Annotated in this window: 12 protein-coding genes; 9 read left to right on the top strand and 3 right to left on the bottom strand. The window is 62.7% G+C overall.

All coding sequences use genetic code 11. From position 1 onward, the window contains the following. Together SM764_RS20690 and SM764_RS20685 are read right to left on the bottom strand one after the other, a co-directional pair. Nucleotides 1-310, bottom strand: a 310-nt coding sequence (locus SM764_RS20690) for a biotin carboxylase N-terminal domain-containing protein (RefSeq protein ID WP_369002645.1), incomplete at its 3' end; no start/stop codon positions are given. Between the two features lie 136 nt (nt 311-446). Beyond that, nucleotides 447-1637, bottom strand: a complete 1191-nt coding sequence (locus SM764_RS20685) for an alpha-hydroxy acid oxidase (RefSeq protein WP_369002644.1) — start codon at nt 1635-1637, stop codon at nt 447-449. A gap of 170 nt (nt 1638-1807) precedes the next feature. Here SM764_RS20685 and SM764_RS20680 point away from each other — a divergent pair, with 170 nt between their 5' ends. Then, a complete protein-coding gene (locus SM764_RS20680; RefSeq protein ID WP_369002643.1) occupies nt 1808-4162 on the top strand; it encodes an ATP-dependent helicase in 2355 nt (784 codons plus the stop codon). Between the two features lie 760 nt (nt 4163-4922). Here the strand turns inward: SM764_RS20680 and SM764_RS20675 are convergent. Further along, complete coding sequence (locus SM764_RS20675; protein WP_274828928.1) at nt 4923-5141, bottom strand: DUF1127 domain-containing protein; 219 nt, start codon at nt 5139-5141, stop codon at nt 4923-4925. 312 nt (nt 5142-5453) lie between these two features. Between SM764_RS20675 and SM764_RS20670 the strand changes: the two genes are divergently transcribed. The 8 genes from SM764_RS20670 to mraY all read left to right on the top strand — a co-directional run bounded on the left by SM764_RS20670 (nt 5454) and on the right by mraY (nt 15211). After that, on the top strand, nt 5454-6539 hold the full coding sequence (locus tag SM764_RS20670) for an Mrp/NBP35 family ATP-binding protein (protein WP_368947545.1): 1086 nt from the start codon (nt 5454-5456) through the stop codon (nt 6537-6539). Between the two features lie 998 nt (nt 6540-7537). Continuing rightward, nucleotides 7538-8041, top strand: a complete 504-nt coding sequence (gene mraZ, locus SM764_RS20665) for a division/cell wall cluster transcriptional repressor MraZ (RefSeq protein WP_082996115.1) — start codon at nt 7538-7540, stop codon at nt 8039-8041. Nucleotides 8042-8044: 3 nt separating this feature from the next. Beyond that, the gene (gene rsmH / locus SM764_RS20660) at nt 8045-9037 is read left to right on the top strand and encodes a 16S rRNA (cytosine(1402)-N(4))-methyltransferase RsmH (RefSeq protein WP_274828925.1); all 993 of its coding nucleotides are present in this window, start codon (nt 8045-8047) and stop codon (nt 9035-9037) included. After that, a complete protein-coding gene (ftsL, locus tag SM764_RS20655) occupies nt 9034-9396 on the top strand; it encodes a cell division protein FtsL (RefSeq protein WP_065273041.1) in 363 nt (120 codons plus the stop codon). The genes rsmH and ftsL overlap by 4 nt, the downstream gene beginning before the upstream one ends. Further along, nucleotides 9393-11177: a peptidoglycan D,D-transpeptidase FtsI family protein gene (locus SM764_RS20650; protein WP_368947544.1), complete on the top strand. Its 1785-nt coding sequence runs from the start codon at nt 9393-9395 to the stop codon at nt 11175-11177. The genes ftsL and SM764_RS20650 overlap by 4 nt, the downstream gene beginning before the upstream one ends. Nucleotides 11178-11195: 18 nt before the next feature. Then, a complete protein-coding gene (locus SM764_RS20645) occupies nt 11196-12698 on the top strand; it encodes a UDP-N-acetylmuramoyl-L-alanyl-D-glutamate--2,6-diaminopimelate ligase (protein ID WP_368947543.1) in 1503 nt (500 codons plus the stop codon). Then, nucleotides 12695-14116 (top strand): UDP-N-acetylmuramoyl-tripeptide--D-alanyl-D-alanine ligase, encoded by a 1422-nt coding sequence (locus tag SM764_RS20640; RefSeq protein ID WP_369002642.1) that lies wholly within the window; start codon nt 12695-12697, stop codon nt 14114-14116. Before SM764_RS20645 ends, SM764_RS20640 begins: the two co-directional genes overlap by 4 nt. A gap of 12 nt (nt 14117-14128) precedes the next feature. Further along, nucleotides 14129-15211, top strand: coding sequence for a phospho-N-acetylmuramoyl-pentapeptide-transferase (gene mraY / locus SM764_RS20635; protein WP_065273045.1), 1083 nt, complete (start codon nt 14129-14131; stop codon nt 15209-15211). The last annotated feature ends 109 nt before the right edge of the window (nt 15212-15320 follow it).

The following is a 15320-nucleotide window of genomic DNA, read 5'->3' as shown; positions in this document are numbered from 1 at the left end:
TGATGCCGTTGCGGGCGCAGGCATCGACGAAATCGGGGTTTTCGGACAACAGACCATAGCCCGGATGGATCGCATCTGCGCCGCTTTCCTTGGCAACGCGGATGATCTCGTCAATCGACAGATAGGCCGCCACAGGCCCCATGCCTTCGCCGATCCGGTAGGCTTCATCCGCCTTGAACCGGTGCAGGCCCAGCTTGTCCTCCTCGGCGTAGACCGCAACGGTCTTCTTGCCCATTTCATTCGCAGCCCGCATCACGCGGATCGCTATCTCGCCGCGGTTGGCGATCAGAATTTTCTTGAAGTCGGTCATATCTTCCCCCGAGGTCGTTCAGTCTGGCGATGTGTTAGGCGCATCTTGGCGTGCAGTATACCCGTAGTACTGGGTAGTGCGGGGCATGATTGCGCTCTCATTTTGTGCTTTTCCGCCGCGCGGAGCGAAAGCGGGCTCACGGGGCGGTGTGGTTGAGCGGTCTGGCCGCTGGCAAAGAGGCAAGATCCGGAGCGCCGAGCTGGCCCATGTTCGCCTCTAGATCCTTTTTCAGGATGTCGATCAGATGGTCGGGACCGGTCGGCCCCAGCGCGGCCAGCGCGAAGTGAAAGGCGCGGCCGAGCATGACGAAATCGGCGCCAAACGCCAGCGCCCTGAGGATGTCGAGGCCGCCTTCGATGCCGCTGTCAAAGATCAGCGGCAGGTCCGTGGCGGCGCGCAGCTCGGGTAGCACTTCGATGGCGGCGGGGCTTCCGTCGAACTGGCGCCCGGCGTGGTTCGACACCCAGAGCCCATCGACGCCAATTTTCTCCAACGGCTGCGCGTCCTCGGCGCGCATCACGCCCTTGATCACAAAAGGACCATCCCAGTGATCGCGCAGCCAGCGCGCATAGTCCCAATCGGGCGAGGTGCGCAGCAGATACCCGATATGGGCGGTGGAGGAACGGCTCTCACCAGTGGCCTCGGCGGTGTATTTGTCAAGCGTGCGCATATGCGGCATGCCGCCCTCGTGTCGGTGCTGACGGGCCATGCCCATGGCCCAGGCCGGGCGCATCGCCACCTGCGCCAGCAGGCGCGGCGTGAGGCGCGGCGGCTGGGTGAGGCCGGATCGCGTTTGCCGTTCCCGCCGTGAGGCGACAGGGACATCCACGGTCAGCACCAGCACCTTGAAGCCCGCGTCCCGGGCCCGTGCCAGCATGTCCTTGCGGATGCCTTCGTCCTTGGGCGGGTAAAGCTGGAACCAGGCCTGCTCGCCCAGATGCGGCGCCAGATCTTCGGGGCATTGGCTTGCAACGGTCGACAGGCTGTAGGGAATGCCGGTGCGGGCGCCGCAGCGGGCCAGGTGGCCTTCGGCATCCGGCCAGATCAGTCCCGACATGCCCACCGGCGCAATGCCAAAGGGCAGGGGCAGCGTCGCCCCAAACAGCTGCGTCGACAGGTCGATCTCAAGCGGGCCATGCAGGATGGAGGGCAGGAAGCCGACCCGGTCCAGCGCGGTGCGGTTGCGCCTTTGGGTGGCTTCGGTGCCGGTGGCGCTGTCCAGATACTCCCAGACAAAGCGGGGCAGGCGCTTGCGTGCTGCTGCGCGCAGGTCAGACAGGCCGGGGTAATGCAGGTGCAGATCCTGGTGCATGTTCATGCGGCGCATAATTGCTGCTTTGCAGCGAAAGTCTAGCGAAAATGTTACAGAATTCTAACAGGGGCCCAGGCGGGCGCAGACAGCGGCGCCACTGGGGAGCGGTTCGCGGTAAAAAGAGGCGTGAACATAGTGTGAACGTCCCCTTTCCCGCGCAGATGAATCACGCTAGGATCACGCCCATGAGCAGTTTCGATGAAATGGACGCCTTTGAGGGCGCTTCCCTCTCCGCCCGCGCCATGGCTGCGCGCCCCAAGCCCTATCTGGACGGGCTGAACCCGGCCCAGCGGGACGCCGTGGAATGCCTGGATGGGCCGGTTCTGATGCTGGCGGGCGCAGGCACCGGCAAGACCAAGGCGCTGACCACCCGGATCGTGCATCTGCTGACCCTTGGACAGGCGCGCCCGAATGAGATCCTCGCCGTGACCTTTACCAACAAGGCGGCGCGCGAGATGAAAGAGCGGGTCGGCCGGATGCTGGGCCAGCCTGCCGAGGGCATGCCCTGGCTTGGCACCTTTCACTCGATCTGCGTCAAGCTGCTGCGCCGCCATGCAGAACTGGCCGGGCTGAAGTCGAATTTCACCATTCTGGACACTGACGATCAGATCCGCCTCCTGAAGCAGCTGATCCAAGCCGCCGGGATCGATGACAAACGCTGGCCCGCGCGGATGCTGGCCGGGATCATCGACGACTGGAAAAACCGCGCCCTGACGCCGGAGAGCGTGCCAGTGGCCGATGCCAGTGCCTATAACCATCGCGGCACCGAGTTCTACGCCCAGTATCAGACCCGCCTGAAAGAACTGAATGCCGTCGATTTTGGCGATCTGCTGCTGCATATGGTGATGATCTTCCAGAACCATCCGGATGTGCTGTCTCAGTATCAACGCTGGTTCCGCTACATCATGGTCGACGAATATCAGGATACCAACGTCGCGCAGTATATGTGGCTGCGGCTGTTGGCGGCCGGGCACAAGAATATCTGCTGTGTCGGCGATGACGATCAGTCGATCTATGGCTGGCGCGGCGCCGAGGTGGGCAATATCTTGCGGTTCGAAAAGGACTTTCCCGGTGCCAAGGTGGTGCGGCTAGAGCAGAACTATCGCTCGACCGAACATATCCTTGCGGCGGCCTCCGGCGTGATCCGGGGCAATGCGGGGCGTCTGGGCAAGGAGCTGTGGACCGAGGCAACTGGCGGCGAAAAGGTGCGGCTGATCGGCCATTGGGATGGTGAAGAAGAAGCGCGCTGGATCGGGGAAGAGATCGAAGCCATGCAGCGCGGCACCCGTGGGCAGGATCCGGTGGATCTGAACCAGATGGCGATTCTGGTGCGCGCCAGCCACCAGATGCGCGCCTTTGAGGACCGTTTCCTGACCATCGGTCTGCCTTACCGGGTGATTGGCGGGCCGCGATTCTACGAACGGCTCGAGATTCGCGACGCCATGGCCTATTTCCGGCTGGTGGTCTCGCCGGAGGACGATCTGGCCTTTGAGCGCATCGTCAACACGCCCAAGCGGGGCCTTGGCGACAAGGCGCAGCAGAAGATCCAGATCGCGGCGCGCGAGAATGGCGTTTCCCTGCTCGAAGGGGCACGGCTGGCCGTCGACAGCGGTGAGATCAAGGGCAAGGGCGGCGCGGCGCTGCGCCAGCTGACCGAGGATCTGCGCCGCTGGGGCCGGATGGCCGGTGATTCCGACATCAGCCATATGGAGCTGGCCGAGATCATCCTCGATGAAAGCGGCTATACCACCATGTGGCAGATGGACAAGAACCCGGATAGCCCGGGCCGTCTGGAGAACCTCAAGGAACTGGTGAAGGCGCTGGAAAACTTCGAGAACCTGCAGGGGTTCCTCGAACACGTCAGCCTGGTGATGGACAACGATAAACAGGACGCCGAGCAGAAGGTCAGCATCATGACCCTGCACGCGGCCAAGGGTCTGGAGTTTCCGGCCGTCTTCCTGCCGGGATGGGAGGATGGGTTGTTCCCCTCGCAGCGGTCGATGGATGAAAGCGGTCTCAAAGGGCTCGAGGAAGAGCGGCGCCTTGCCTATGTGGGCATCACCCGGGCGGAGAAGATCTGCGCGATTTCCTTTGCTGGCAACCGCCGGGTTTTTGGCCAGTGGCAGTCGCAGCTGCCCTCGCGGTTCATTGATGAACTGCCCGAAGAACACGTGGAGGTGCTTACGCCGCCGGGGCTATACGGCGGCGGCTATGGCGCAGCGGCGGGCGGTACGCCAGTGCAGTCCCGAATCGACGAACGGATGGCGCAGGCGGATGGCTATAATTCGCCGGGCTGGAAGCGCATGCAGGCGCGGGCCGGGGAGCGCGGGCTGTCGCAGCCAAGGGAGAGCCGCAATCAGGTGATCGACCTGACGGCGACCTCCAGCTTTACGATTGGAGAGCGGGTGTTTCACCAGAAGTTCGGTTATGGCGCGATCACCGGTATTGAAGGTGACAAGCTGGAAGTGGATTTCGAAAAGGCCGGGGTGAAGAAGGTGATCGCGAAATTCGTCACCGCCCATGACGATGTGCCGTTCTAAGCTGTTCCGGGACAGATCCGCTTGCTTGCTGCTCTGACCGCTTTTTGATCGGAAAATGGAATAAGACGGTCGGATCGCGTTGCGATCCGATCCGGGCGCGGGGGGGGGGGGGGGGGGGGGGGGCCCCCCCCCCCCCCCCCCCCCCCCCCCCCCGCGCCATTGCCCCGTTGCAACGGCTGCGGCGCGAGAAGGGTGGGCGCGCAGCGGCTGGCGATGGTGTCGGATGATTTCTGGGGTGCGTGAAATGCAAAAACGGCGGTGCCAGGGAGGAGGAAGGCACCGCCGTTCTTTTCAACATTCGGCCAAATGGGAGGAGAGACCGAATGTATCAGCGTCCGGGTCTGATCCCGGTATGAGGTGCGGCGACACCAGGGAGGAGGAGAGGTGCCGCCGCTCTGAACAACATCTGGCCAAATGGGAGGAGGGCCGGATGCATCAGGTCCCGGGTTTGAGCCCGGTATGAGGTGCGGCAGCACCAGGGAGGAGAGGTGCCGCCGCTCTGAACAACATCTGGCCAAATGGGAGGAGAGACCGGATGTATCAGCGTCCGGGTTTGATCCCGGTATGAGGTGCGGCGACACCAGGGAGGAGGAGAGGTGTCGCCGCTCTGAACAACATCTGGTCAAAAGGGAGGAGAAGACCGGATGTATCAGATCCCGGGTTTGATCCCGGTATGGGGTGCGGTGACATCAGGGAGGAGGAAGATGTCACCGCGGAACACAGGCCCTTTAGGGAGGAGGAGAAAAGAGCCTGATCTCGGTTATGCGTTTTCGTATGCGGCCTGGTAGGCCAGACGTTTGATCATCGAGCGGTTCAGCCCCAGATCCGCCAGTTCGCGGTTCGACAGGGCGGAGAGCTCATTCAGGGTTTCGCGATACAGACGGTAACGCGCGATTTTCAGTTTCAGCTCGTCGATCAGGCCCAGGCCGTTTGCGGCCAGCGAGCCCTTGTGGGCGGTGATGTGATTTACTGCAGCCATTGGGCAGATCCTCAGTTCCGTAAATTTCCGTGTGCCGTTAAAGGCGTTTCTTGAACACCAATTTAGGGAAATGCTGCAACTGCACAATCCCAAGAGTCAGCATTTCTGCCATGCAGCATTTGCATGGGTCATCTGGGGGATGTGCGGAAAATTGGTGTGGTTTTGTGCGGGGTTGGCAAAATTGCCTATTCTTGCGGCGGTTTATGTCTGGGATACGTAAAGCTGCCGTTACGGCAATCGCGCTTGGGCTGGCGCGGGCGCTCCTATATAGGGTGGGCGCCCAAAGAGGGGCAGGAAAGACAGGAGAGCGCCATGCCGGTGACCCACGATCAGATTCGCGCCGCGCTGGAGCGGCTGGCCTTGCCGGATGGGGGCACCCTGGTGTCCCGGGATATGTTGCGGGCGCTCAGTGTCGACGGTGACACGGTCCGCTTCGTGATCGAAGCGCCCAGCCCGGCGATTGCCCAGCAGATGGAACCCCTGCGCCGCGCCGCCGAAGCGGCGGTCCTCGCTCTTGATGGCGTGTCCAGCGTGACGGCGGCGCTGACCGCGCATACTCCGGCGGCATCCGCACCCGGTGGCGGGCAGGGGGCGCCCTCGCTCAAGGTCGGCGGCCACCCGAAACCGCAACAAGGGCCGATCAAGCCCGCTGGGGTGGCGCGCATTCTTGCCATCGCTTCGGGTAAGGGAGGCGTCGGTAAATCCACTGTCAGTGCCAATCTCGCGGTGGCCCTTGCGCGGCAGGGGCGGCGGGTTGGTCTGCTGGATGCAGATATATACGGTCCCAGCCAGCCGCGCATGATGGGGGTAACGGGCAGGCCTGCCAGCCCGGACGGCAAGACCATCGAGCCGCTGCACGCCCATGGCGTAACGGTGATGTCGATTGGCTTCATGGTGGATGAGGCAAAAGCCGTGGTCTGGCGCGGTCCGATGCTGATGGGCGCGTTGCAGCAGATGCTGGGGCAGGTCAATTGGGGAGAGCTGGACGTGCTGATCGTCGATCTGCCGCCCGGCACCGGTGATGTGCAACTGACGCTGTGCACCAAGGCAGAGCTGACCGGCGCCATCGTTGTCAGCACCCCGCAGGATGTGGCGCTGATCGACGCACGCAAGGCGCTGGACATGTTTGGTCAGCTGAAAACCCCGGTTCTGGGACTGATCGAGAATATGTCCTTCTTCACCTGTCCCGACTGCGGCGGCGATCATCACATCTTTGGTCATGGCGGGGTGGCGGCCGAGGCTGACAAGCTGGGCTTGCCGCTTCTGGGGGCGCTGCCCATCGATCTTGAGACCCGCTTGGCGGGGGATGGTGGCACGCCTGTTGCCGCGGGCGAGGGGGCCATGGCCGAGGCCTATGGCCGGATTGCCTCTGGTCTGGTGCAGGGCGGTATGGCCTGATCCGGTTTTCCGGTCAGTCTGCATCTATCTGAATACATAATAGGTGCCGGGCTGCGCAGGCGGTCCGGTGTCTTCATTTTGTCGTGCGGTCCTGCCTCTGCCGTGCTGTCCCGCCCCGGATGGGTCGCTGTTGCGGTTCTTGTTGCCTCTGCGAGGCGTCACCGCGCTGTGCTGGTGGGAGGCGATCCCTTTGTCTGGGCGCGGGGCGGGCGGGGCCTGCCGGCGTGCGGCTTGATCTGGTGCGATCAGGCTGCGGTTTTGTGCCTCTGTCCCATGTCATCCCATTAGGACCTCCCAATTTTTCGTCCCGACCCTCGTGTAGTCGCGGTCGATGGGAAACCATGGGCTGCACTGCAGAGGCCGGGTCGTGGGAAATCATGGGCTCGCTGCGGTGGTTGCGGGTCCCGCCGCGAATCACATCTGCCCAATTCCATGGGGCCAAGGTGTGTTTCGCCTCTCCCTGCCCGGGTCGTTGCAGAAAGGGGTGGGGGCGTACCGTGAACAAAGGTGTGTCCCGCGAGTGTCTTGAAACTTTTTCTGGGAAACTATGGGTCATTTTGGGGCGTTGTTGGGGCCACTATATGTAGTTACTTGTCGTTAACCTTGCCCAAATTAGGCGGAATTTGGCTGAAGTGTTAATGGAAGGTTAACGAAAATTGAGACGTTTGGCCCATGCTTGCCCACGTTGCCGTGAAGAATTTAGTTGCCGTACCCTAAATTCCCATAGTATCCCTTTCTACATCGACAGAGAGCAAGGATGGGGCGCCAAACGACCCCGTAAAAATCAAAAAAAAGCAGGTTTCATACAGGCCTTCGCTTTCATCGAACAAAGAGATCCGGCGCGCGGGCGAGCAGACATCCCCCCAGATGGCGTGCGCAGTCGGACACCCCCGCACAGCGGGACAGGCGGCGGGTTGATCAGTGGCAGCAGATCAGCCCGCCCCTTTTACTTTCGGGGGGCAGATATCTCGCGAGGGACGCGAAAAAGGGACGGTAAATTGGGCCGCAGGTTCAGAGGCGAAAGCCACCATAAGGTGGACAGCAAGGGGCGGGTGTCGATACCCGCCACCTTTCGCCGTGTTCTTGAGGCCAGCGATCCCAACTGGCAGCCCGGGGACAGCCCCGAACTGGTAATCGTCTACGGCGATGAACGCCGCAAATTTCTGGAATGCTACACCATCGAGGCGATCGACGAGGTCGATGCCAAGATCGCAGCCCTGCCGCGCGGCTCGCGCGAGCGCAAGATCCTGGAACGCATGTTCAACGGCCAGTCCCTGCCGACAACGGTGGACGAGACGGGGCGTCTGGTGCTTCCGGCCAAGCTGCGCAACAAGATCGGGCTGGAGGGTGAGGCCTTCTTTATCGCGGCGGGCGATACCTTCCAGATCTGGAAGCCGCAGACCTATGAAGAGGTCGAAATGGCCGAAGCTGAAAAGCTGATGGAAGATCTGCCCGAAGATTTCGACCCACTGGAATTCCTTGATGGCGCCGGAGGGGTCTGAGGCATGACGACCGAGCACACATCCGCATCTGGTCCTCATATCCCCGTCTTGCTGCGCCCGCTGTTGAAGGCAGTTGCGCCGGTGACCGGGCGTTGGCTTGATGGCACATTTGGGGCAGGGGGCTATACCCGCGCTCTGCTGGAGGCAGGTGCTGATCAGGTGATCGCGGTGGATCGCGACCCGCTGGCCTTTGAAATGGCCAAGTCTTGGGCGGGGGAGTATGGCGACCGGCTGGTGCAGCAGCAGGGCGTGTTTTCCCGTATGGATGAATACGCGCAGGATCTGGATGGCGTGGTGCTGGACCTTGGCGTCTCTTCGATGCAGCTCGATCTCGCCGAACGCGGCTTTTCCTTTATGAAGGACGGCCCACTGGATATGCGCATGTCGCAGGAAGGCCCCTCGGCCGCCGATCTGGTTGCCGAACTGAGCGAAGCCGAGCTGGCCGACATCCTGTTCTACTATGGCGAAGAACGCGCCAGTCGCCGGATCGCCCGCGCCATCGTCAAGGCGCGCGAAGTTGAGCCGATCACCACAACGTTGCAACTGGCCAGCCTGGTGGAATCCTGCCTGCCGCGCGCCAAACCCGGGCAATCGCACCCGGCGACGCGCAGCTTTCAGGCGCTGCGCATTGCGGTGAACGCGGAATATGACGAGCTGTTCGAAGGTCTGCTGGCAGCTGAGCGGGCGCTAAAACCCGGAGGCCTTCTGGCGGTGGTGACCTTCCATTCGGTCGAGGACCGCATGGTGAAGCGGTTTTTCCAGCACCGTGCAGGCAAGACCGGGCGTGCCAACCGTTATGCCCCCGAAATCGAAGAACAGCCCGCGCAGTTCGAAATTGTCACCCGCAAGGCGGTCGGTCCGGATGATCAGGAATTGGCGGAAAACCCGCGCTCCCGCTCGGCCCGCCTGCGCGTGGGGCGGCGAACCGATGCGGCACCTGCACCGATCTCGGCCCGCGATCTGGGCATGCCACAGCTAAAGGAGGCGCGGAAATGAAGACGCTTTTGTACGCTGTCACCGCTCTGGCGGTTTTTGGTCTGGCCTTCTGGGCCTATCGTGAAAACTACGCCACGCAGCAGGTCCTGAAGGAAACCCGCAATCTGCAACGCGAGATCGGCGCCGCACAGGTGCGGCTGGGCGTTCTGCGCGCGGAATGGGCCTATCTCAACCGCCCCGACCGTCTGATCGGTCTTGCTGAGCTGAATTTTGACCGGCTGGGCCTTCTGCCGCTGCGCCCCGATCAGTTCGGTCGCGTGGACGAGGTGTCGTACCCGCTTGAGCAGGACTTTAGCATTGCAAACGGTGTCGATGTTTCCGGGTTGAACCGGGATCGCGGTACAGGAGAGCAGCCATGATCCGCACGCCTCTGCGCCCTCTGGCTCGTATTCTGAACGCCCGCGCTACCGGGCAGAACCCGGATGTGATCGAAGAAGAAAACATCCGCCTGCGGCATGAAGAAATGCAGGCGAAATCGCGCCAGCGTGCCGAGGGGCGCCTTCTGGTGCTTGGGGTGTTTTTCCTATGTGCCTATACTGCGGTGATCGGCCGGATGGGGGTCCTGGCCACCTCTGAGCCGAGCGAGCCGGTAGCCAGCGCCGCGGGCAGCGCCATCGCTGCGCAGCGCGCCGATATCGTCGACCGGCAGGGCCGTATTCTGGCGACCAATTTCGAGACGCACTCTCTTTATGCGCAGCCGCCGCAGATGATCGACCCGGAGGGCGCCGCTACGCGCCTGGCCGAAATATTCCCAGACCTGGACCGCGAAGATCTGGTCGCGGATTTCACCGGAAAGCGCAAGTTCCTGTGGATCAAGAAGAAAATCAGTCCCGAGCAGAAACAGGCGGTGCATGATATCGGCGATCCCGGCCTCTTGTTCGGCCCGCGCGAGATGCGGCTTTACCCCAATGGCAGCGTCGCAGCCCATGTTCTGGGCGGCGCCGGTTTCGGCAAGGAAGGCGTTTCGGCGGCCGAGGTGATCGGTGTCGCCGGGGTGGAAAAACAGTTCGACGATTACCTGCGCGACCCCGGCAACGGCGACAAGCCGCTGCAACTCTCGTTGGATTTGACTATTCAGGCCGCTGCCGAGCGGGTGCTGGATGGCGGCATGAAGCTGATGAACGCCAAGGGCGCCACCTCGATCCTGATGGATGTGCACACCGGCGAGGTGATTTCTGTGGTGTCGCTGCCGGATTTCGATCCCAACGAACGTCCGCGTCCACCCACCTCGGGGTTCGACCCGTCGGTTAGCCCGCTGTTCAACCGCGCGGTGCAGGGCGTTTATGAACTTGGCTCGACCTTCAAGATTTTCGCGGCAGCGCAGGCGATGGATCTGGGATTGGTGACACCGGAGACCGTGATCGACACCCGTGGGCCGTTGCGCTGGGGCAAATTCGCGATCCGGGATTTCCACAACTACGGCAACGAGTTGTCGGTGACCGAGATCATCGAGAAATCCTCGAATATCGGCACCGCACGGCTGGCGCAGCAGATTGGCGCCGAGCGGCAGAGAAGCTTCCTCGGTGAGCTGGGCATGCTGGAGCCAACACCATTCGAGATTGTCGAGGCCAGCGGCGGCACGCCATTGACCCCGAAGAACTGGTCCGAGCTTTCGGCGATGACCATTTCCTATGGTCACGGAATTTCGACCACGCCGATGCATCTGGCGGCAGGTTATGCCGCCATTGCCAATGGCGGCTATCACGTCAGCCCGACGGTTCTGAAACAGCGGGGCGCTCAGCACGGTGAGCGTGTGCTTTCTGAAGAAGCAGCGAAGGCGGCCCGCACCATGCTACGCCGCGTGGTGACCGAAGGTACTGCCAGTTTTGCCCGGGTGCCCGGCTACCAGGTGGGCGGCAAGACCGGGACTGCGGACAAGCCACGCCCGCGCGGCGGCTATTACGAGGACAAGGTAATCGCCACCTTCGCCTCGATCTTTCCGGCGCAGGATCCCAAATACGTGCTGGTCGTGACGTTGGATGAACCCTCGGTCTTCGCCTATGACGAGGAGCGCCGCACGGCAGGCTGGACCGCTGTGCCGGTGGCCGCCGAGATGATCAAGCGGGTCGCGCCTCTGCTGGGCCTGAGACCGCAAGTTGAACCCACCGAGGTGGCTGATATAACCCTCACCTCTAACTGACTCAGGTGAGGGCGCCTCATGAGCCGCAATACCCCGCAAGACAGACCGGACCCACGTCCCCTCAGCCAACTGGGGCTGACCGCCCGCGGCGGCGCGGACCCGATGATTTCCGATCTGGTGGTCGACAGTCGCCGGGTGGGCGAAGGCGCGCTTTTTGCGGCGCTGCCCGGCAGTCAGGTGCATGGCGCCAATTTCATTCCCGCTGCCCTGCAACAGGGCGCAGCGGCAATCCTGACCGATGCCGCCGGGGCCGAGATTGCAGCCCGCCCCCTGTCCGAAAGCCACGCGGCGCTGATCGTTGTCGAGGATCCGCGGCAGGTGCTGGCCTATACCGCCGCCCTGTGGTTCGGCGCCCAGCCACAGACCATGGTTGCGGTGACTGGCACCAATGGTAAAACGTCGGTTGCGACCTTTGTGCGGCAGATCTGGATGGCGCTGGGCCATGAGGCCGTGAATCTTGGCACCACCGGCGTCGAAGGCGCCTGGAGCTACCCTCTGGCCCACACCACGCCCGAGCCTATCACTCTGCACCGCGCCCTTGCGGCAGCGGCAAAGGCGGGTGTCACACATGCCGCGATGGAGGCGTCTTCGCACGGGCTGGATCAGCGGCGCCTTGACGGGGTGCAGCTGGCGGCAGCGGGTTTTACCAATTTCACCCAGGATCATCTGGATTATCACCACACCTTCGAAGAGTATTTCGCAGCCAAAGCGGGTCTCTTTCGCCGGGTGCTGCCGGACGAGGGCGTCGCGGTGATCAATATGGACGATGCCCGGGGCGCCGAAATGCGCGCCATCGCGGCGGGACGCGGACAAGAGGTGATTACCGTGGGGCGCGGCCTTGGCGATCTTTCGCTGGTGGGGCAGCGCTATGACGGCACCGGGCAGGACATAAGGTTCTCGTGGCACGACAGACCTTTCATGGCCCGGTTGAACCTCATTGGCGGCTTTCAGGCGGAAAACGTGCTGATGGCCTGTGGGCTGGTGATCGCCAGCGGCGAAGAGCCCGAACGCGTTTTTGAAACGCTGCACGAGCTGACGACGGTGCGTGGGCGGATGCAGTTGGCGGCGACCCGGGAAAACGGCGCCTCTGTTTTTGTGGATTTTGCCCATACGCCGGATGCTGTGGCCACTGCGATCAAGGCGCTGCGCCCGCATGTTTTGGGCCGTCTCGTTGCCATCGTCGGCGCCGGCGGTGACCGGGACGCGGGTAAGCGCCCTCTGATGGGGCAGGCAGCGCATGACAATGCTGATGTGGTGATCGTCACAGATGACAACCCGCGCAGCGAAGATCCCGCCGTGATCCGGGCCGCTGTCAAAGGCGGCGCACCAGAGGCGATAGAAGTCGGCGACCGCGCCGAGGCGATCCTGCGCGGTGTTGCAATGCTCGAGCCGGGCGATGCGCTGCTCATCTGCGGCAAGGGACACGAAACCGGACAGGTCGTCGGCAGTGATGTGCTGCCCTTTGATGATGTGGAACAGGCGAGCATGGCAGTGGCCGTGCTCGATGGGAAAACCGTATGAGCGCGCCGCTGTGGACCGCAGCCGAGGCCGCCGCTGCAACCGGCGGTGAGGCGCGCGGCGATTGGCAGATCAATGGCGTCTCAATCGATACCCGCACCCTGCAGCCGGGTGATCTCTTCGTGGCGCTGAAGGCCGCGCGGGATGGCCATGATTTTGTTGCGCAGGCCTTGAAGGCAGGCGCAGGCGCGGCGCTGGTCTCGCGCATTCCCGAAGGCCTGCCCGAGGACGCGTCGCTGCTGCTGGTCGAGGATGTGCAAAAGGGGCTGGAGGCGCTGGGCCGTGCCGGACGTGCGCGCACCAATGCGCGCGTGGTGGCAGTGACCGGCTCGGTCGGTAAAACCTCGACCAAGGAAATGCTGGCGCGGATCCTGTCGGATCAGGGCCGCACCCATGCCGCCGTCGCCAGCTATAACAACCATTGGGGCGTGCCGCTGACGCTGGCGCGGATGCCACGGGATACGGAATTCGCCGTCATCGAGATCGGCATGAACCACCCGGGTGAAATCGAGCCCCTGGCCCGGCAGGCCCGCCCGCATGTGGCGATGATCACCACGGTGGCCGCCGTGCATCTGGAGGCCTTTGATAATGTCGCCGGAATCGCTCGTGAAAAGGCAGCCATTTTGGATGGGCTGGAGCCGGGCGGTATCGCCGTGCTCAACGCTGATATCGACGAGGCCCCGGTCCTGCGGCAACGGGCGGAACAGCTGGACGTTTCGGCGCAATGGTTTGGTGCAAGCGCACCCGATGCGCGGCTGATCGCAACGCAGGTCACAGGCGAGGAAACCGTGGCCAGGGTCAAGATCCTAGGTACCCCGGCCGAGTTGCATATCCAGTCGCTGGGCGCGCATTTTGCAATGAATGCGCTAGGGGCGCTGCTTTGCGTCAATGCGCTGGGCGTTGATCTGGCAGAGGCCATTCGCAGTCTGGCACTGTGGTCGCCGGTGACCGGGCGCGGCGCGCGCGAAATGGTGGAGCTGTCACAGGGGCAGGTCCTGCTGCTGGATGACAGTTACAATGCCAATCCAACCTCGGTGAAGGCGGCGCTGGACGTGCTGGCGGCCACCCCGGTGGCAGAGGGCGGACGTAGGATTGCCTATCTTGGCGATATGAAAGAGCTGGGACCGGAGGAGGTCGCACTGCATGCGGATCTTGCCCGCCATCCTGCCATCGCACAAATCGATCAGATCCATTGCGTCGGGCCGCTGATGCAGCATCTGGCAGAGGCCTTGCCGGATGAAAAACGTGGCGGCTGGCACGCAGACAGCGCGGCAGCAAAGGCTGATCTTCCGGGGCAGATTGGGGCTGGCGACGTGGTTCTGGTCAAAGGCTCGCTCAGCATGAAGCTCGCCTCCATCGTTGACGGCATCCGCGATTTGGGTCATGGCAGCCGGAACTCTGATGCAAATTCTACCAAGTGAGGACTGGCTGATATGCTTTATTGGCTGACGGCGCTGTCGGATGGCGGTGATTTTTTCAACCTCTTCCGCTACATCACCTTCCGGGCCGGAGGGGCCTTCATGACGGCGCTGGTCTTTGGCTTCCTGTTCGGCAGGCCGCTGATCGATGTGCTGCGCAAGCGGCAGGGCAAGGGGCAGCCGATCCGCGACGACGGACCCGAAGGGCATTTCTCCAAGGCCGGGACCCCGACCATGGGAGGTTTGCTGATCGTCGGCGCCTTGTTGACCTCGACGCTGCTCTGGGCGCGGTGGGACAATCCCTTTGTCTGGCTGGTGCTTTTTGTGACGCTGGCCTTTGCGTTGATTGGCTTTGCCGATGACTACGCCAAGGTGTCCAAGCAGAACACTGCCGGGGTGCCGGGCAAGCTGCGGCTGGGGCTTGGCATTCTGATCGCAGTGGTCGCGGCGGTCTGGGCCTCGGCCTATCACGGGGCAGAGCTGCAGAACCAGCTGGCGATGCCAGTGTTCAAGGATACGCTGATCAATCTGGGCCTGTTCTACATTCCCTTTACCGTCTGCGTTATCGTCGGCTCGGCCAATGCGGTGAACCTGACCGATGGTCTGGATGGTCTGGCGATTGTGCCGGCGATGATCGCCGGTCTGACGCTGGGGGTGATCGCCTATGTCGTGGGGAGGGCCGACTTCTCCCAGTATCTGGACGTTCACTACGTCAAGGACACCGGCGAGATCTTTATCTTCACCATGGCACTGTTCGGCGCCGGACTGGGGTTCCTGTGGTACAATGCGCCGCCCGCAGCGGTGTTCATGGGGGATACCGGCTCGTTGGCCTTGGGCGGTGCGCTGGGCGCTATCGCGGTGGCCACCAAGCACGAGCTGGTGCTGGCCATTGTTGGCGGGCTTTTTGTGGTCGAGGCGCTGAGTGTGATCATTCAGGTGCTCTATTTCAAACGCACCGGCCGCCGGGTGTTCCTGATGGCGCCGATTCACCATCACTATGAGAAAAAGGGCTGGGCGGAGCCGACCATCGTGATCCGATTCTGGATTATCTCGCTGATCCTGGCGATGATTGGTCTGGCAACGCTGAAAGTGCGCTGAGCACTTGCACGTCATAAGGTCGAAAAAGGAGGCTGCGGCCTCCTTTTTTGTGCGGCGGTCTTACGCTTGGCATGCGGAAAACGCCCGCCCCCTTCGACGGGTAGGCCCG

Source organism: Pseudophaeobacter sp. 1A16562 (assembly GCF_041008785.1).
GTDB classification, from domain to species: domain Bacteria; phylum Pseudomonadota; class Alphaproteobacteria; order Rhodobacterales; family Rhodobacteraceae; genus Phycobacter; species Phycobacter gallaeciensis_A.
The sequence above is the reverse complement of the archived record's forward strand: the minus strand, read 5'-3'. Positions and strand labels throughout refer to the sequence as shown.